Genomic DNA, 17,236 nt, shown 5'->3' on the forward strand with positions numbered 1-17,236 from the left:
CCCCTCAAACCGGCAAGCGAATCTGCGCCGCATCCTTGCTGATCAGCGCGGACGCCGTAAGCATCTGCTTGCATTGATGCGCAAGCAGTTTGAGATCGTGAAGCGCATCGGCGGGCAACGCCTGCGTGCGTTCGGCGTTCGTGACCATGGCGTCGAGTTCACGGCGCAGTTCCTTGATGTCGTCCGCATTCGCCGATGTCGCTTCTTCGCGCGCGGGCTCCGGCAGCGCGCCCTGTGCATCGGACAGATTGTCGCGCACGATTCCGAAAGTCCGTTGCAACGGCTCGAACGCCTGACCTTCGGCTTCGTTGATCGTTTGCAGAAGCGGCGCCGCTGCCGTGATCTGCGACGCGAGCACGTGACTTTGCACGAGCAGATCGTTGAGTTCGGCGACGTATTTTTGCTGCGCCTTGGGCTCCAGCATCATTCGCTGGAACGCTTGCGCGAGATTGGCGAACGCAATGTGCACGTTCTTGCGCGCGAGCCGGTAGCGGAAGTCGCGGTCCAGCGCGGTGGCGGCGACGGTCGCGGCAGCCGATGCGCCCTTGCTGGTGGTCGCCGCCGTGCTCTCGCCGATGCTCACCGACGACAGCTTTTCCGCCGTTGCGCTCGCGGCACGTACCGCCGATGCCGTCACGAGATTCGGATCGAGCGCGGGAGTGTCGACGGTGGATTCGTTGGCGGCTTCTTTCGCGATCACGATGCTCGATACGGCGGCGTCGTCTAGCGTCTGTGTCGCGGTGGCCGTGGCGACGGCGGCCGGTGCAATCGAATCTTGCGTGCGCGTGTTTGCACCCGCACCCGCACCCGCACCCGCACCCGCACCCGCACCCGCACCCGCACCCGCACCCGCACCCGCACCCGCACCCGCACCCGCACCCGCACCCGCACCCGCACCCGCACCCGCACCCGCACCGCCACGCGCTTTACTCTCCGCTTGCCCCGCGCTCGCGCTCTTGGCCTTCCACCACCAACTCGCCTCGAGATAATTGCGCGTCGCGCCAAGCAGATCCTTCACGAGCTTGCCCATCAGCCGATATTCCCAATACGGGAACAGATGGCTCGCCGCGATTGCAATCGCGCAACCAACCACCGTATCGATAGCCCGTTCGCCGATCAGCCGCATGCTTCCCGGCGCGAGCAGATGAAACATCAAGAGCACATACGACGACGTGAACACCACGCTCGCCGCATAGTTGAAGAGCAGCAGGCTGTAGCTCATCACCATCGACGCGAACATCACGATGAGCAGAATGTGCGGCTCCTTCACGAGCAGAATCAGCGCGATGGTCAGCGCGCAGCCTATCGCCGTGCCGATGATCCGCTGCGTGTTGCGCTGCTTCGTGAGCGAATAGCCAGGCTTCAGAATGATGACCGTGGTCATCACGATCCAGTACGCGTTCGTGAGCGGCAAGAGCCGTCCCAGCCAAAAGCCGATGCCCACCGCGATCGTGACCCGAAGCGCGTGCCGGAAGCTCGGCGAGGCCATCGTGAGATTCGAGAAAATCTGCATGAACGGCACGCGCCGGCTCGATATGAAACGCGACAACGCATGGTCGATCTGCACTTCGGTTTCGATCAGGCTCGCGTCATCGCGCGTGCGGCGGCGCATCTTGTCGATCAGGCGCGTGGCGCTCCACAAACGGCGGAACACCGCCGCCGCGGCCGCGTAGGCTTCGGCGTTCTTCTCGGGCATGCCGTGCTTGCGCATGAGTTCGAGTTCGTACTCGATAGCGCGCAGCTCCGCCTTCATGCTGATCTGCCTGGGCGCGGAACTGTTCTGCAATACGGCCAAGCCGATTTCCTCGAGATCCGCGCTCGCCTTGCGCATCAGGTCGCGATAAAAGATCAGCACGTCCGAGCCCGCGAACGTCTTGCGCACGAGCGGATAGTCCGTATGCGCGCCGACGAAGAACTCGTGCAAATCCACCACGTTGATGAACAGATTGAAAAGCCGCGCGCGCCGCGCGTCGAGCTTGCGGCTTTTTACTTTCGGCAGATTGCGCAGCACGATGTCGCGCGCGGCTTCCTGTTGCTCCACCGCCGCAATCTGCTTTTCGATGAGCTTTCGGTAGCATTCGTCGAGATCGGCGTCGTTGTCGTAAAACTCGGCGCGCGCCTGCAAATACTCCGCGCAACTGAAGATGCTCTGCGCCAGCGCCTGCTGTTCGATGCGATACACGAGCAGCCGGCTCACGAGCGTGGCCCAGTACGTGTACCAGAGGCCGCCCAGCAAGATCCACGACGCGTTGACGAGCGCCTGCATCGGCGTGAAGTGCTCTTCGAGCGTGACGACCATCATGAAGAGCGTGGCGAAGCTGATCTGCGGCCAGCGGTTGCCATAGACGACGATCAGCGAGAGCACGAAGGTGAGCGGCACGACCGTGAGCCATAGCGTCAACGGATGCGCCGTCGCAATGCCCGTGGCGAGCGCCGAGAAGAAGCCGATCACCGTGCACGCGAGCATCTCGTTGTGCTTGTATTTGAGCGGACCCGGCATGTCGACGACACACGCGCCAAGCGCGCCCGTCGCGATGGTGAAGCCCAGCTCGCGATTGTGAAACACAATGAGCATGAGCACGGCGGGCAGGGACACGCCCAGAGCGATCCGCAAGCCGCCGAAGAAATACTGGCTGTAAATGAACTTCCTGATTTCGAACGAATAGCGCATCGACTTCCTGGTTTGACGCTCGTTATGACCACGGGCGAAGCACGCTCCGGACCCAGGCGGTCAGGCGGGTTGAGTCTATCGCACTTGTCATGCACTTATAACTCACTTGCGCTACGTTCGGAACTCGTCCGAATGGCCAGCTTTTCGGCGCCTCGCGGCCTTTGTTATGCTCACGTGAAAAGCGCCGAACACATCTTCAAGGGAGCCCACCGATGAGCGACAGCATCGCCGTGCCGCCGCACGAGATCGAGCTGACGGCCGTGCGCGCGCAGGGTGCGGGCGGGCAGAACGTCAATAAGGTATCGAGCGCCATTCATCTGCGCTTCGACATCCGCGCATCGTCGTTGCCGGAGCACATCAAGGCGCGGCTGCTCGCGCTGTCGGATAGCCGCGTGACGCGCGATGGCGTGGTCGTCATCAAGGCGCAGGAATATCGGACGCAGGACATGAATCGCGCGGCGGCGCTCGCGCGGCTCGACGAGCTGATTCGCAGCGTGAGCATCGTGCGCCGCAAGCGCATCGCGACCAAGCCAACGCGCGGTTCGCAAGTGCGGCGCGTCGAAGGCAAGGTCAGGCGCGGGGCGATCAAGGCCGGGCGCGGGCCGGTGCACGGCGACTGAAGCGGGAGTTCAAGCGGGATTCGAGCGAGAGTTGAAGCGGCGCGTCAGCCGTGCTGCTCCGCGGTAGATACATCGAGCGGCCCGAGCATGATCGTCTTAAGCCTGCCGCGTCCGAGCACGCGCGCGAGTTCCGCGAAGACGCAATAGTTGAAGACGAGCGTGACGAGCAGAATCTGCACGGCCCAGAATTGCGGCCAGTTCAGATGGTCCAGCAAGTCCTGGTGCGCGGCCGCAAGACTATGCGTCTCTTTCCAGAACTCGAACAAGCGCTCCAGGTAATGGAGCACCAGCGCGACGAGCGTGTAAATGACGGTTTTCCATCCCGCATTCCAGATGAGCGGGCGCTCGGGATAGCGATTGATGAACGGCAGCATGTCGGCGAGTAGAACCGCCTTGCCGAGAATGAGCGAGGCGACGAGCACGGATGCCGACGCGGGAATCGACAGGCCGGCGCCTTTCACCATGAGCGCGTGCACGACCATCACCACGTGCAGCACGACGAAGAAGAACAAGGTGGGCGGCAGCATCTTCATCAATTCGTGCCTGGCCTTCGCGAAAAAGTCGTGCATGGTCTGCTCCAGGAAACGCATGGATGCGCATGCCGGCGCGTTGCACGAAATGCAACGCGCATCCGAACAATTCGATGAATCTCGCACTGCGGCAGCGGCTGCGCTGTTTGCAGTCTAGTTCAGCCTACGAGCTTGCGGCGTCCTGAAAACGGCAGGCGCTTGATCGCGCCGGTGGCGAGCGCGGTGCCCGCAAGGACGACGGCACAGCCTTCGAGCATGACGAGCGACACCCGCTCATGCAGAAACAACGCGCCCCACAGAATGCCGAAGAGCGGAATGACGAAAGTGACGGTCATCGCGCGCGCGGGACCGACGACCGCGACCAGATGGTAGTAGATGAAGTACGCGATACCCGTGCAACCCACGCCCAGCGCGAGCACCGCCGCCCATGCAGGCGCGGAGACCGGCGCGGCGGGCCACGTGACGAAGGCGATAGGCGCGAGCACGAGCGTCGCGCCGATCATGCTGCCCGCGGCGTTGGTCATGGCATCGACGTCCATCAGATACTTTTTCGCGAAGTTGCCCGCAACACCATATAGCGCCGATGCCGCGAGCGCCGCGGCCGCCGCCAACACGCCCGCCGCGCCCGATCCCGCCGAGCCCTCTATCTGATTCCACACGAGCAGCAGCACCCCCGCGAAACCGATCGCCGTACCGATAGTGCGCAAGGTCGTGAGCCGGTCCTTCAGCCAGAGATAGGCGACGAGCGCGCCCCACAGCGGCGTCGTCGCATTGATGACGGATGTGGCGCCAGCCGAAAGCGTCAGCTCCGCATAAGCGAAGAGGCAGAACGGCGCGGCCGAATTGAGAATGCCGACGATGAGTAGCGGTAGCGCACGCTTGCGCATGATCGCGAGACTGCTCGAAAACTGGCGGCGGCCGAGCAGCATGGCGACGAGAAACACGGCGCCGATGCCGACGCGCAAGGCCATGAGCGGCGCGACGCCGAACTCGGCGACGCCCACGCGGATAAAGAGAAACGACGCGCCCCAGAGCGCGGCGAGACAGACGAGTTGCAACAAATTGACGGGTGACATGACGATGCGGACTTCAGTGTTCCAAGGAAAAGTCCGCGCATGTTAGCACCGCGCCGCGCGCCGCTGGTCATCGCGCCGATGAGACCGCAAGGAACAATCAATGTGGCGGAATCATCCACGTCAACACGTTCTGCTGCAGCCACACGAGAATGCCGAGAATGATGGTGAGCAGAATCGAATGCTTGAAGGTGCGCGCGAAGACGAGTCCTTCCTTGCCCTTGAGTTCGGTCGTGGCGACGCCCGTCGAAATGTTTTGCGGCGAGATCATCTTGCCCATCACGCCGCCGGACGAATTGGTCGCGGCCATCAGCACAGGATTGAGATTGAGTTGATGAGCGGCGACCACCTGAAGGTTGCCGAAGAGCGCGTTGCCAGAGGTATCGCTGCCTGAGAGAAACACCGCCACCCAGCCGAGAAAGGCCGACACGAGCGGGAAGAACGGCCCGACCGAGGCCACCCCGAGTCCGAGCGTGTAGTTCATGCCCGAGTAGTTCATGAGATACGCGAGCCCGACGATGGTCGCCACCGTGAAGATGGCAATGCGCGTTTGCACCCAGGTATCGACGATAGCGTGGCCGAACTCGCTTGCCGGCAGCTTTACCAGGAGCGCGGTGATGATGGCCGCCACGAGAATCGCCGTGCCGGTGGCGAGCGGCTGGAAGTCCCAGATCGCGCCGTAGGGCTGATTGTAGAGCGTGATGTAGACCGCCTTGTCGAGCCCCGGCCACGGGACCTTCACGTCGCCGATGAGGAAGATCTTGGCTACCGTCCAGACGATCACCACGACCGAGACGACGATCCACGGCATCCATCCCTGAGCGGCCGAGACGTTGCCGCGCGCGTTGGCAAGGCGATCGACGTTCACCGCGAAGCGTTCGTCGGGCGCGGGCTTCCAGACGCGCAGGAACGCTATGGTGAGGATCAGCGAGACGAGCGAGGAGAGGACATCGGTGAGCGAATAGCTGATGTAGTTCGACGTGACATACTGCGTCAACGCGAACGCGCCGCCCGAGACGAGCAGCACGGGCCACACGCGCAGCATGTTGCGAAAGCCCGCGTAGATACCGATAACATAGAACGGCAGGAAGAACGCGAAGAACGGCAACTGGCGGCCGACCATCTTGGCGAGCGCATCGGTGGGCAAGTGCGTGACCGCGCCGAGCACGGTGATCGGTACGCCGAGCGCGCCGAACGCGACTGGCGCCGTGTTGAAGATCAGCGTGAACGTGAGCGCTTCGAGCGTCGGAAAGCCGAGCAGGATCAAGAGCGAACTCGTGATGGCGATCGGCGTGCCGAAGCCCGAGATGCCTTCGAGCAATGCGCCGAACGAAAAGCCGATGACCACGAGCACGATGCGCCGGTCGTTCGGCAGGTTGTCGATCATCCACACGCGAAACGCTTCGAAGCGTCCCGAGCGTTGCGCGACGTTGTAGAGCAGGATCGCGGAGAACACGATCCACATCACCGGCCAGAGCGCGAACACGGCGCCGGCCGCGATGGAGTCGAGCGCGAGTCCAACCGGGAAGTGCCAGCCTACCATCGCGATGATCAACGCGACGATCAGTCCCGCAAGCGAAGCCTGCCACGCGGGACGGCGCGCCCAGCCGAGCATGACGAGTACGACGATGATAGGCAACGCGGCAACGATGAAGGAGAGCGCGAGCGAACCCGCGATAGGCGTGAGGATCTGATGGAACATCGGGTCTCCTGTGTCTCTATTCTTGGATGGATGCCGCGGTCTTCGCTGCTGGTTCGAGTGGTATCGAAGACTTTAAGCAACCGCATAACGCGCTCACTAAGAATAGGGCGAGGATGGCCCCCGTCAAGGCTTGAATATTGGCGTAAGGATGCCGGATGGAAGCGGAAAGGGACGTGACGCATCTGCTCCGTTCGGACGCTTGGTCACGCGTTTCGCGGGATGCGGCGATCAGCTCTCGACGGTCGCCGGAGTAGCCGTTGTTCGTTGTGCCGCGCTGGAATCAAGACGCGATGCCGGCACTTGGCGAAACACCCAGAGCGCGAGCAGCCCAAGGGATGCGACCATCCACAGCAGGAAAAAAGCGAAGGCCATCATGTCCAATCCCCGAGAACGATAGGTAACGCTTGGGCTCACACCCGCGCGGTCCGATAAGTAGGGATACGATTTAGCGATAATCGTGCCAAAGCACCGGCGTAATCCGCCAGGGCCTTGTCGGATAAGGAAAGTGATCGATCGTACAGAGTGGCAAGGCAAGCGAATTGCGTCTGCATTGCCGGAAAATGTTTCAGAGTTGTTACTTTTGTCGGTAATAGCGGCGCAGAGTGCGACGTCGACGCCGCATTCGAGCGTGGGGTTTCATTTATTCAATGGCCGTGGCCGCCACCGCCATGTCCACCGCCGCCTTGCCAACTGCCACCGCCGCCGTGCCATCCGCCGCCACCGCCGTGCCATCCACCACCGCCGCCATGCCATCCGCCGCCGCCATAGCCGCGTCCCCAGCAACATCCGCCGCCGCCCCAGTAGCCGAAGCCGATCGACACCGACGGATAACCGTAGCCGTAATAACCGGGGTAAGCAGCATATGCGGGATAAGCGGCGTAAGCGGGATAAGGTGCGTACGCGTAAGGATAGGGATAGGCCGGCGCATACGGCGTGCTCGTATAGATCGTCGAGTAGTCGACTGTCGGCGCGGCCACTGCGTACTGAGCTTGCGACGGCGCGTTCGCGGCACTGACGCCCGAAGCACCTTGCGCCGGTAACGCGAACTCACGTTGCGTATAGGCAGCGGGAACCGGCGGATAGTAATAAGCGGGGTAGTCGGGATACGGCAGGTAGCATCCGCCGAGAAGCAATCCGGCAGCAAGCGAAACGGCCGCTGCCCTGTAACCAAAGATGATGCGCGGGGAAATCATGATGCTGCTCCTTGCTTGCGACTTGCCGGACTCTACCTATGCGATTGCGAGGAAGGGTCCGTTAAGAAGGAGCTTACTCGATCGTTGCGGCGTGCGCGTCACGCGTCCGCTAACAAGCCTCGGCGTGTATCAATCCTGAAACAGCCCTCGATCGAAGCGGCGGCAAGCATCGCTGCTTGCCGCATGAGATGACTGTGGATCGCCCGCTTACTTCCCGACTTGATTGCCGATAACCCCGCCTACTGCCGCGCCCCCCAACGTCGATAACGCGCTTCCGCCGATCACGGCCCCACCCGCGGCGCCAACACCAGCGCCAACGGCCGTATCGCGTTGACGCGTCGTCATGTTGTCGCAGGCCGTGAGTCCGGCGAGAAGGGAAACGACCACTGCTGCGGCGCCGATTTGTTTGATGATTTTCATGTCGACTCTCCAGAACGATTGATCAATGAAACGGCCGCGGCTTTGCCCACGCGTCCTGCCGTTCGATCACGATCTGGCTTTCATCGACGGACGCCGCAACGTTTTTTTCGCCGGTTCGTTCGTTTATCAGCAGGAAAGATGCCCGAAACGGTGCACGCGCGCGCCATGCAAAAACGGCCTGCAAGGAAGCACAGGCCGTTGCGTACAGTCAGCGTTTGCTTCAGGTCGGCTGATAAATCTCCGCGCCCTTCTTCACGAACTCGATGGCCTTGGTCTGCATGCCCTTGGCGAGCGCATCGCTTTCGGAGACGCCTTGCTTGGCCGCGAAGTCGCGCACGTCCTGCGTGATCTTCATCGAGCAGAAGTGCGGGCCGCACATCGAGCAGAAATGCGCGACCTTGGCGGAATCCTTCGGCAAGGTTTCGTCGTGAAACTCGCGCGCCTTGTCGGGATCGAGGCCGAGATTGAACTGGTCTTCCCAGCGAAACTCGAAGCGTGCCTTGGATAGCGCGTTGTCGCGCACCTGCGCGCCCGGATGACCCTTCGCCAGATCGGCCGCGTGCGCCGCGAGCTTGTACGTGATGATGCCGGTCTTGACGTCGTCCTTGTTCGGAAGTCCGAGATGCTCCTTCGGCGTGACGTAGCAAAGCATGGCGGTGCCAAACCAGCCGATCATCGCCGCGCCGATGCCCGAGGTGATGTGATCGTATCCCGGCGCGATGTCGGTGGTGAGCGGCCCGAGCGTGTAGAAGGGCGCCTCGTCGCACCATTCCAGCTGCAGGTCCATGTTCTCCTTGATGAGCTGCATCGGCACATGGCCGGGGCCTTCGATCATCACTTGCACGTCGTGCTTCCACGCGATCTGCGTGAGTTCGCCGAGCGTCTTCAGTTCACCGAGCTGGGCTTCGTCGTTCGCGTCGTAGATGGAGCCGGGACGTAGGCCGTCGCCGAGCGAGAACGAGACGTCGTACTGCTTCATGATCTCGCAGATGTCTTCGAAGTGCTCGTAGATGAAGCTTTCCCGATGATGCGCGAGACACCATTTCGCCATGATCGAGCCGCCGCGCGAGACGATACCCGTCATGCGGTTGGCCGTCAGCGGCACGTATTGCAGGCGCACGCCCGCGTGAATGGTGAAGTAATCGACGCCTTGCTCGGCTTGCTCGACGAGCGTGTCGCGAAAGATTTCCCAGGTCAGGTCTTCCGCCTTGCCGTTGACCTTTTCGAGCGCCTGATAGATCGGCACCGTGCCGATCGGCACCGGCGAATTGCGGATGATCCACTCGCGCGTCTCGTGAATATGCTTGCCCGTGGACAAGTCCATCACCGTGTCGCCGCCCCAGCGGATCGCCCAGGTCATCTTGTCGACTTCCTCGCCGATCGACGAACTCACCGCCGAATTGCCGATGTTCGCGTTGATCTTCACGAGGAAGTTGCGCCCGATGATCATCGGCTCGCTTTCCGGGTGATTGATGTTCGCGGGGATGATCGCGCGGCCGCGCGCCACTTCATCGCGTACGAACTCGGGCGTGATGGCCTTCAGGGCGTCCTTGTCGAACGGCACCGCGCCGAACGACTGGCCGGGATGCTGACGGCCCATCATCGCGGCGAGCTTTTCGCCGTTCGGACCGCTCGTCTTGAGGCTTTCGAGGTATTCGGCGCGGCGCTGATTCTCGCGAATGGCGATGTATTCCATCTCCGGCGTGACGATGCCCTGCCGCGCGTAATGCATCTGCGACACGTTCTTGCCGGGCGTCGCGCGTCGCGGATGACGATGCAGATCCGGGAAGCGCAGCTCGGCCGTTTTCGGATCGGCGGCGCGCTCGCGGCCGAATTCGCTCGAAAGACCCGCGAGTTCCTCGGTGTCGCCGCGCGCTTCGATCCAGCCGGCGCGCAACGCGGGCAAACCGGAGCGGATGTCGATCTTCGCGTCCGGATCGGAGTAGGGGCCGGACGTGTCGTACACGTACACCGGCGGATTCTTTTCGCCGCCGAAACTGTCGGGCGTGTCGGACTGCGTGATCTCGCGCATCGGCACGCGGATGTCGGGCGTCGAACCCGTCACGTAGACCTTGCGCGAGTTGGGCAGCGGCGCGATGGCGGCTGCATCGACGACGGCGTTTTCGGACAGGAACTTGGGATTCGCATTCATGTGCTGTTTCTCCTTTTCAGTCGCAGGGACGGTAATTGACAGCGAGCACGCGGGCGATCGAATGAACGACGAACAAACGAACGCCGGCGAGCTCGGCTGATTCAGGAGCTAGACAGGGAGGAACGAGATGGAAAGGTGCGGGCCCGAGAAGACGTGGCGCGTGAGAGAGATACCGTGCGCCGAGGCCCGAACGCTTCCCTGCGCTGGCATTATCCAGATCAGGTTCAAAGGGTATTTCTCACCCACATTGCACGGGCCATTCAGTCGACGCAGCCGGACGAATCGCGATGTGCAACGCAGGACCCCCGCGTTAGCAGGCGTCACCATACATCGTGGCGTGGCATCTTGGCAACCGTTCGCGAAGTTTGCGCTGAAGCGCAGGCGCTTACTGCATAATGGCGAGCGCGCGATTTTCGGTACTTACCCGGATGTCGTCAGCAGTCGCCCCGCCTGTCGCTTCCGCACTTCTTTCGCTCCGTCATGCCGTCCATCGTCAGTCCCGCCTCGTTCGTCACCTGGCGCGCGCGTTCTTCAAGCTCATGCCACGTTCGGTCGATTGGCGGCAGTCCCCATTGCAAGTCTCTTGCCCCGATCCGGGCGCGCTTCGCGGAGTAATGCATGTCTGCCGTACCTCCGCGTCTGCCGCTCGGTTTTCCCGACCGCTTTCCGTTTCGCGCTCCTCGCAGCCTCAAGGGACGCGTCGCGCTCGCGTTGGCCGTCGTTTATATCGTGTGGGGATCGACGTATCTCGGCATTCACCTGGCGCTCGAATCGTTTCCGCCGCTCATGCTCGGCGGCCTGCGTAACCTGTGCGCTGGCGTCGGTCTCTTCGTGATCGCCGTGCATCGCAAGGCGGTGTGGCCGACGGCGCGTGAAGTACGTAATGCAGCGATCGTCGGGACTTTGCTCGAAGGTTTGTCGAGCGGGATGATGGCTTACGGCATGCGCACGGTGGGAACCGGCACGGCTGCCGTGATGGTGGCTACCGTGCCGCTCTTCGCGACGATCTTCACCGCGCTTGCCGGGCGCAGTGTGGCGAAGGGCGAATGGTTTGCGGTGGCGCTGGGTCTCATGGGTATCGTGTTGCTCAATCATGGCGATCCCTCGCCGAGCTCGACCGTCGGCACGCTTGCCATCTTGTGCGCGGCAATTTTTTGGGCGGGCGGGGCGCATTTGGCAAGCCGTCTCTCGCAGCCTTCCGATCTGCTGATGTCGACTGCGTTGCAGATCGGGCTTGGCGGGCTTATCGCGACTGTCATCGCGTTTGTGTCAGGCGAGCGCCTTGGCCAAGTGAGCATGGGCGCGGGGTTTTCATTCTTGTATCTCGTCGTGATTGGTTCGATGGCCGCGTATGTCGCTTATAACTTTCTCATTCGGAACACGAGCACGATTGTCGCGACGAGTTGTCTTTACGTGAATCCGGTCGTCGCGGTTTTATTGGGCGCTTTGTTGCTTGGGGAAATCATCACGCAGTGGACGGTTGTTGCCACGGTCGTGATTTTGATGAGCGTTGCGTTGTCATTTTGGTTTGATTATCGGCGGCGGGGGTTGGTTTGAGCAGCGCGCCTTCCGCCTTTCCTTTTGTAAAAACCTCCTCCGCGCGCTGCATTCGCTCCTATCCGGCGCTGCTTTAGTCGGCCTTCCAGCTCGGCCCGAGCAATTCCTCTAACGAATATCAAAGCCTTGCGGCGCAAGGCTCGCCGTCATATCGGCCGCCTCTGCGCACCGATGCAGGGCATGCGCATTGCTCAATGCCGTCACCCTCGAACGACAGTTTCATCGGCATGACACGAAAGCCTGTCGTTCAAGGGAATAGAAGCAAAAGAAAAAAGGGGTCTTCCGAGGCGCGCCGGGCAATACGCATGATCACTTAAGCGTGGTGCTCGCAGCGCGGACCGGACAACAAAATCAATGATTAAAGCTAAGGTGGAAACATGAAGCTCATCCGCACAGTCACCGCGCTTGCCGCTGTCGCCTCGCTCCTGTCCGCTTGTGGCGGCTCCGACGACGTAGGCAAGGAACTCGGACTCACGAATCCAGAAGTCCACTTCATCCACGCGATCCCGAGTGCCCCCAACGTCGACTTCTACGACAACGGCAAGGTGCTGCAAGCGAATCTCGGCTACCAGACAGTGACGAACTTCGCAAACATCGATACGGGCCAGCAGAACTTCTCCTACGCCGCCGTCAACACGACGACGCAACTCGCGACCGACACGAGCATCTCGAATGCCGCCAAGGGTCACGAGTACACGGTGATCGCGCTGCCTGACGCGGGTTTCCTGCCGTCCATCGCCGTGATCGACGATCCGTTCGACAAGGGCCTGCTCTCGAACAGCGCGCGGGTGCGCGGCTTCAATGCGTCGGCGAATGCGCAGACTCTCGATCTGTATCTGGTCGCACCGGGGACGAACATCGCGACCGTCAATCCGACGATGGCGGGCGTCGGCTTCAAGAACGCCGTGCCGGCAACGACGCAAGACTCGCTCTACGTCAACGGCGGGACGTATCAGCTGGTCGCGACGCTGCCGGGTTCGAAGACGCCGGTGTATGCGTCGGCATCGTTCAATCTGAGCAACAACGCCGATTGGCTCGTGACGACGCTGCCTTCAGGCAACGCGTTGTCGCAAGTGATCCCGAACAAGATTCGCGTGCTCGTTGCGCAGGGCGGCAATACCACGACGCCTGCAATCGAGTTGCCGGACACGCTGTAAGTTGAAGCGCCCGGGTAACAGGGCGCAGTTGTTGACGAGCCCCACGCTGCCGCACGCGTGGGGTTTTTTCATTCGAAGAGGAGCGGGTTTATGACCCTCGCAGACATCCGGCCGCCTATCTACGTGCGAACGTCGCCGATCACGCGAGGCAAGCAAGCCTCAGGCGCCACGCATCCACGCTCTCACGTACTAAAGACAAACGAAAAAAATCCCGCCAAAAAACATGACGGGACGACAGAAAATCAGCACGAAACATCAACGCGATGAGCGCCTGGCTCACCGCGCCGCGGCCAATTTACTTATGCTCTTCGGCCGAATTCGAAATAGCCTGACCGCCCTTCGAGATATCCTGGCCCGCGCCCGACATGGTATTGCAGCCCGCGAGCGCGGCGGTGCCGGCGATCAGCAGCAAAGCGATGATTCGAGTCATGTGTGTTCCCCTTGAATTAGAAATTCGGGTAGCCCTTCGAGGCTTCCGTTGTGATCAATCATAAAAAAGCGGCGTAGTCGCCGCTGTAGGCGCACACGGGTTTTTGGTGTCGGCCGTCTCTGCTATTGGCGTAAGTATCGTCCTACGTAATCAGGCAAGCGGAACGGCCGCCGGCGCGCTTGCATCGATGAACGTGCCCGCGCTGCGCTCGCGTGGCATCGACACGCTGATGCGCGTGCCATGCGGCGCCACGCGTTCGATCTCGAAGCGCCCGCCGCGCGCCGACACGCGCTGACGCATGCCGACCAGGCCGTGCGTCTGCGTGCGCTTCAAATCCTGCGGACGTATGCCGATGCCGTCATCCGCGATAGCGAGCGCAACGTCGTCACCATCGAGCGCGAGCGCGATTTCGATGCGGTTCGCGCGCGCGTATTTCGCCGCGTTCGTGAGCGTCTCCTGCGCCACCCGAAAGAGCGCGATCTCGATAGCCTCGCCGAGCTTTACATCGTCGCCGGGAAGATCGAATTCGACGCTCCAGCCGTTGCGTTGCGCGGCTTCATCGGCGAGCGAGCGCAGCGCGGTCACGAGACCGAAGTTGGCAAGCACGGTCGGCCGCATGTCTTCGATAATTCGCCGCTTGAGCGCAATTCCCTGGTCCAGATTGCCGATGGCGCGCGCGAGCTTGTCGGACATGGCGGGTTCGCTCGTCCTGAGCTTGCCGCGCACCCACGCGACATCCATCTTGCTCGCGGTAAGAATGGAGCCGAGTTCGTCGTGCAGTTCGCGCGCAAGTTCGGTTTTTTCGTTTTCGCTCACGGATTGCAAATGCCACGCGAGCGCTTCGAGCTGACGCGTGCGTTCGAACACGAGCCGGTCGAGTTCCTCCTGCTGCGTAATGAGCTTCTTCTGCACGCGGTCCTGCTTGTCCAACTGGATACCGAGATTGCGGAACAGCAGCAGGAACAGGACGATGTTGAGCGCGCACAACGCGCCGACGCACAGCGTGGAAATGCGCTGATCGGCGCGGCTTGCATCGAGCGCGTGCTGCGCGCGTTGCTCTTCGTTCAGCCGCAAGAGGGCGAGCGCGGCATCGAGCGTGGCGCTGCTATCGGGCGACGGCGTCGCTACGACGCGTGCGCGCATTTCCGCATCCGCGGGCGTCTTCGACAGATCGGCGAGATGCGCCTCGCCTTGCGCGATGTTCTCGTCGGCGGCCCCGCGAATCTGCGCGAAGCTCGCAAGCGCGGCGTCATCGCCGATGCGGCGGTAATAGCTATCGAGCGATGTCAACGCGCGGCGCACGCGCCCGGCCGTTTGCGCGAAGTGGCTCTTGTAGGTGTCGTCGGCGGCGAGCGCGAAACCGCGTTCCTCGGCGCTGAGCGTGGCGATATCGGCCGCCAGCGACGATAACTGCGCGGTGGCGCTTTTTGCATCGAGCGCGGTTTCATACTCGGCCGCGATGCGCATGCGCCCCGATTCCAGAATCACGAGCCCGCCGACGGTAATGACGATAGCCACCGTCATCGCGACCGCCCAGCTATAGCGATGCATCCATTCGTTGATACGCGTTGCGCGCCGGGCAAGTCCCTTTGGAGTTTCAGATGCTGCCGGCGCGGCGTCTTTTAGAACGTGGCTCATGGTGTGTTTCTGCGGTTCCGGCGGGCGTCGTGAGCCACGCCGGCAAAGCCGTTTGAAAGCGGATGTCGGTGGATTCCCACAGCAAAAAAGGAGCCAGCCCGGATGCGCGCGCCCGAAGGCCCGGCTAGCATGGGTTCGTCATCATTTTTCAATCATTCCAACGGGGAACGATCATGCTGAAGTGGGCATTGTTTTTCGCGATCGTGGCCGTGATCGCCGGTCTTCTCGGGTTCACGGGTGTGGCGGCGGGCGCTGCGACCATCGCCAAATTCTTGTTCGTGCTGTTCCTGATTTTGTGCGTCGTGTTCCTGGTGCTCGGCTTCGTCGTCACCAAGAAAATAGTCGATTAGCGACCAACTCACTCGCGCCCGAACCTGAATCAGACCATCAAAAGCAAGTCAGGGGGATTCCATGCTTCATTACGCTGCCGTTTTCTTCGTCATCGCGATAATCGCGGCCGTGTTCGGCTTTACCGGCATTGCCGCGGGCGCCGCGGAAATCGCCAAGATCCTTTTCTACATTTTCCTGGTGGTGTTCGTCGTCACGTTGCTGCTGGGCGTGTTCCGAACCTGACGTACGCCTGAAAGCCTTGCTGCACCGGGCCGCTCGCGCGGCCCGCGCCTTTTGCGAGGCATTGGTGGGAGCAGGCATGGCGCGTGCATCGGAGCTTTTGATTGGATAGCAGGGCCCTATGAACGAAGCGGCACGCGTAGGCCTGCTCCAGCGAACGTCTTTCATCAAATTTCAAGGAGCGAACCAAATGTCCAAATCGTCTGCTGTACAAGCCGCGCCGACTCAATCGCGGGACGCATTTGTCCTCGACGTGGAAAAGATCCGCGCCGATGCGCGCACGCACATGGACGAGGGCCCGGTCACGCCGAGCTACGGCGCGGACCGCGAAGTCGTGCTCAAGCTACTGAACGACTCGCTCGCGACGGAAATCGTCTGCACGCTGCGCTACAAGCGTCACTATTTCATGGCCAAGGGCATCCATTCGGAAGCCGTCGCAGCCGAATTTCTCGAACACGCCAACGAGGAACAGGAACACGCCGATACGCTCGCGGAGCGCATCGTCCAACTGGGCGGCGCGCCGAACTTTGCACCCGACAGCCTGAAGTCGCGCTCGCATTCCGAGTACAAGGAAGGCTCGGACCTGATCGACATGATCCGCGAGAATCTGATCGCCGAGCGGATTGCTATCGATACGTATCGGGAGATCATTCGCTATCTCGGCGACAAGGATGTCACCACGCGCCGTATCTTCGAAGACATCCTGGCGGTGGAAGAAGAGCACGCCGACGACATGGCCGATCTGCTGGAAGGCCGTAACGGCTAAATAGCAGGGCATGCCGGCATGACGTCACGCGATGCGCGGAACTCGTCCGAGACCGCGCATCTTTTGCGTGTGCGCATGCGTACAATGGCGGCTCATCCCTGATTTCAAGCGCGAATGATCCGAGTCCTGATAGCCGACGACCATGCGATCGTACGCAGCGGTTTCAAGCAGTTTGTCGCGGACGAACCCGATATGGAAGTGGCGGCGGAAGCCTCCACTGGCGACGAAACCATCGCGCACGTGCGCGTTCAGGCGTTCGACGTGGTGTTGCTCGACATCGCGATGCCAGACAAGAACGGCGTCGATACCTTGCGTGTCATCAAGCAGATTCGTCCGGAGCAGGGCGTGCTGATGCTGTCGGGCTATCCCGAGAGTCAGTACGCGATCAACTTGTTGAAGGCGGGCGCGAACGGTTATCTGAACAAGGACGCGGCGCCGGAAGAAATCGTCCGGGCGATTCGCACGGTGGCGCGCGGGCATCGGTATCTGTCGGAATTCATCGCCGACGCGCTCGCCGACAAGCTCGACAAGCCGGCCGCCGAACGCCCGCACGAGGCGTTGTCCGAGCGCGAGTTTCAGGTCTTCTGCAAGCTCGCGGCGGGGCGTATTCCGACTGAGATCGCGGAAGAACTGCATCTGTCGGTGAAGACGGTGAGCACGTACCGCGCGCGCGTGCTCGAAAAAATGAGACTGGCGAACAACGCGGATCTCACGTATTACGCAATCAAGAACGGCCTGATCGAATAGCGCGACGCGC

The 17,236-nt window shown here is 61.7% G+C and carries 16 protein-coding genes and 1 riboswitch; of the genes, 7 read left to right on the plus strand and 9 right to left on the minus strand.

The genetic code is table 11. The annotated features are described in order from the left end of the window. Positions 1-4: 4 nt before the first annotated feature. Positions 5-2,671, minus strand: a complete 2,667-nt coding sequence (locus tag NCR40_RS04485; RefSeq protein ID WP_250508831.1) for an FUSC family protein — start codon at positions 2,669-2,671, stop codon at positions 5-7. Between the two features lie 212 nt (positions 2,672-2,883). Between NCR40_RS04485 and arfB the strand changes: the two genes are divergently transcribed. Continuing rightward, a complete protein-coding gene (gene arfB, locus NCR40_RS04490) occupies positions 2,884-3,291 on the plus strand; it encodes an alternative ribosome rescue aminoacyl-tRNA hydrolase ArfB (protein WP_250464280.1) in 408 nt (135 codons plus the stop codon). Between the two features lie 44 nt (positions 3,292-3,335). On the opposite strand, the gene NCR40_RS04495 is transcribed toward arfB, so the two are convergent. The 6 genes from NCR40_RS04495 to thiC form a co-directional block, all read right to left on the minus strand. After that, a complete protein-coding gene (locus tag NCR40_RS04495; protein WP_250508832.1) occupies positions 3,336-3,860 on the minus strand; it encodes a hypothetical protein in 525 nt (174 codons plus the stop codon). A gap of 119 nt (positions 3,861-3,979) precedes the next feature. Further along, positions 3,980-4,897 (minus strand): DMT family transporter, encoded by a 918-nt coding sequence (locus NCR40_RS04500; RefSeq protein WP_250508833.1) that lies wholly within the window; start codon positions 4,895-4,897, stop codon positions 3,980-3,982. A 97-nt stretch (positions 4,898-4,994) separates the two neighbouring features. After that, entirely contained in the window at positions 4,995-6,596 is a 1,602-nt protein-coding gene (locus NCR40_RS04505) for an L-lactate permease (protein ID WP_250508834.1), read from the minus strand. A 644-nt stretch (positions 6,597-7,240) separates the two neighbouring features. Further along, the gene (locus tag NCR40_RS04510; protein WP_250508835.1) at positions 7,241-7,789 is read right to left on the minus strand and encodes a hypothetical protein; all 549 of its coding nucleotides are present in this window, start codon (positions 7,787-7,789) and stop codon (positions 7,241-7,243) included. A 207-nt stretch (positions 7,790-7,996) separates the two neighbouring features. Continuing rightward, positions 7,997-8,209 carry a YMGG-like glycine zipper-containing protein gene (locus tag NCR40_RS04515; protein WP_244827561.1) on the minus strand — a complete coding sequence of 71 codons (213 nt, stop codon included), beginning with the start codon at positions 8,207-8,209 and terminating at the stop codon, positions 7,997-7,999. 220 nt (positions 8,210-8,429) lie between these two features. Beyond that, positions 8,430-10,361 carry a phosphomethylpyrimidine synthase ThiC gene (thiC, locus tag NCR40_RS04520; RefSeq protein ID WP_250508836.1) on the minus strand — a complete coding sequence of 644 codons (1,932 nt, stop codon included), beginning with the start codon at positions 10,359-10,361 and terminating at the stop codon, positions 8,430-8,432. A gap of 177 nt (positions 10,362-10,538) precedes the next feature. Then, a riboswitch (TPP riboswitch) is annotated at positions 10,539-10,678 on the minus strand. 301 nt (positions 10,679-10,979) lie between these two features. Between thiC and NCR40_RS04525 the strand changes: the two genes are divergently transcribed. Both NCR40_RS04525 and NCR40_RS04530 read left to right on the plus strand, forming a co-directional pair. Then, entirely contained in the window at positions 10,980-11,918 is a 939-nt protein-coding gene (locus NCR40_RS04525; RefSeq protein WP_250508837.1) for an EamA family transporter, read from the plus strand. A 377-nt stretch (positions 11,919-12,295) separates the two neighbouring features. Next, positions 12,296-13,075 (plus strand): DUF4397 domain-containing protein, encoded by a 780-nt coding sequence (locus tag NCR40_RS04530; RefSeq protein WP_250464294.1) that lies wholly within the window; start codon positions 12,296-12,298, stop codon positions 13,073-13,075. Positions 13,076-13,370: 295 nt separating this feature from the next. Here the strand turns inward: NCR40_RS04530 and NCR40_RS04535 are convergent, their stop codons facing one another. Then, positions 13,371-13,505 carry an entericidin A/B family lipoprotein gene (locus tag NCR40_RS04535; protein ID WP_244827565.1) on the minus strand — a complete coding sequence of 45 codons (135 nt, stop codon included), beginning with the start codon at positions 13,503-13,505 and terminating at the stop codon, positions 13,371-13,373. Between the two features lie 150 nt (positions 13,506-13,655). Further along, positions 13,656-15,143, minus strand: a complete 1,488-nt coding sequence (locus NCR40_RS04540) for a sensor histidine kinase (RefSeq protein ID WP_250508838.1) — start codon at positions 15,141-15,143, stop codon at positions 13,656-13,658. Between the two features lie 173 nt (positions 15,144-15,316). Here NCR40_RS04540 and NCR40_RS04545 point away from each other — a divergent pair, with 173 nt between their 5' ends. From NCR40_RS04545 to NCR40_RS04560, 4 genes are all read left to right on the plus strand, one after another. Beyond that, positions 15,317-15,493, plus strand: coding sequence for a DUF1328 domain-containing protein (locus NCR40_RS04545; RefSeq protein ID WP_132450940.1), 177 nt, complete (start codon positions 15,317-15,319; stop codon positions 15,491-15,493). Positions 15,494-15,554: 61 nt separating this feature from the next. Beyond that, positions 15,555-15,716 carry a DUF1328 domain-containing protein gene (locus NCR40_RS04550; RefSeq protein WP_040048814.1) on the plus strand — a complete coding sequence of 54 codons (162 nt, stop codon included), beginning with the start codon at positions 15,555-15,557 and terminating at the stop codon, positions 15,714-15,716. Between the two features lie 187 nt (positions 15,717-15,903). Then, the gene (locus tag NCR40_RS04555; RefSeq protein WP_244827567.1) at positions 15,904-16,479 is read left to right on the plus strand and encodes a ferritin-like domain-containing protein; all 576 of its coding nucleotides are present in this window, start codon (positions 15,904-15,906) and stop codon (positions 16,477-16,479) included. Positions 16,480-16,593: 114 nt separating this feature from the next. Next, positions 16,594-17,226 (plus strand): response regulator, encoded by a 633-nt coding sequence (locus NCR40_RS04560; RefSeq protein WP_244827568.1) that lies wholly within the window; start codon positions 16,594-16,596, stop codon positions 17,224-17,226. Positions 17,227-17,236 lie beyond the last annotated feature (10 nt).

This window comes from Caballeronia sp. GACF4, from assembly GCF_023631025.1.
In the GTDB taxonomy this organism is placed as follows: Bacteria; Pseudomonadota; Gammaproteobacteria; order Burkholderiales; family Burkholderiaceae; genus Caballeronia.

Coding starts and splice junctions, on each gene's coding strand:
- NCR40_RS04485 (WP_250508831.1), bottom strand. CDS start 2,671: ATGCGCTATTCGTTCGAAATCAGGAAGTTCATTTACAGCCAGTATTTC.
- arfB (WP_250464280.1), top strand. CDS start 2,884: ATGAGCGACAGCATCGCCGTGCCGCCGCACGAGATCGAGCTGACGGCC.
- NCR40_RS04495 (WP_250508832.1), bottom strand. CDS start 3,860: ATGCACGACTTTTTCGCGAAGGCCAGGCACGAATTGATGAAGATGCTG.
- NCR40_RS04500 (WP_250508833.1), bottom strand. CDS start 4,897: ATGTCACCCGTCAATTTGTTGCAACTCGTCTGTCTCGCCGCGCTCTGG.
- NCR40_RS04505 (WP_250508834.1), bottom strand. CDS start 6,596: ATGTTCCATCAGATCCTCACGCCTATCGCGGGTTCGCTCGCGCTCTCC.
- NCR40_RS04510 (WP_250508835.1), bottom strand. CDS start 7,789: ATGATTTCCCCGCGCATCATCTTTGGTTACAGGGCAGCGGCCGTTTCG.
- NCR40_RS04515 (WP_244827561.1), bottom strand. CDS start 8,209: ATGAAAATCATCAAACAAATCGGCGCCGCAGCAGTGGTCGTTTCCCTT.
- thiC (WP_250508836.1), bottom strand. CDS start 10,361: ATGAATGCGAATCCCAAGTTCCTGTCCGAAAACGCCGTCGTCGATGCA.
- NCR40_RS04525 (WP_250508837.1), top strand. CDS start 10,980: ATGTCTGCCGTACCTCCGCGTCTGCCGCTCGGTTTTCCCGACCGCTTT.
- NCR40_RS04530 (WP_250464294.1), top strand. CDS start 12,296: ATGAAGCTCATCCGCACAGTCACCGCGCTTGCCGCTGTCGCCTCGCTC.
- NCR40_RS04535 (WP_244827565.1), bottom strand. CDS start 13,505: ATGACTCGAATCATCGCTTTGCTGCTGATCGCCGGCACCGCCGCGCTC.
- NCR40_RS04540 (WP_250508838.1), bottom strand. CDS start 15,143: ATGAGCCACGTTCTAAAAGACGCCGCGCCGGCAGCATCTGAAACTCCA.
- NCR40_RS04545 (WP_132450940.1), top strand. CDS start 15,317: ATGCTGAAGTGGGCATTGTTTTTCGCGATCGTGGCCGTGATCGCCGGT.
- NCR40_RS04550 (WP_040048814.1), top strand. CDS start 15,555: ATGCTTCATTACGCTGCCGTTTTCTTCGTCATCGCGATAATCGCGGCC.
- NCR40_RS04555 (WP_244827567.1), top strand. CDS start 15,904: ATGTCCAAATCGTCTGCTGTACAAGCCGCGCCGACTCAATCGCGGGAC.
- NCR40_RS04560 (WP_244827568.1), top strand. CDS start 16,594: ATGATCCGAGTCCTGATAGCCGACGACCATGCGATCGTACGCAGCGGT.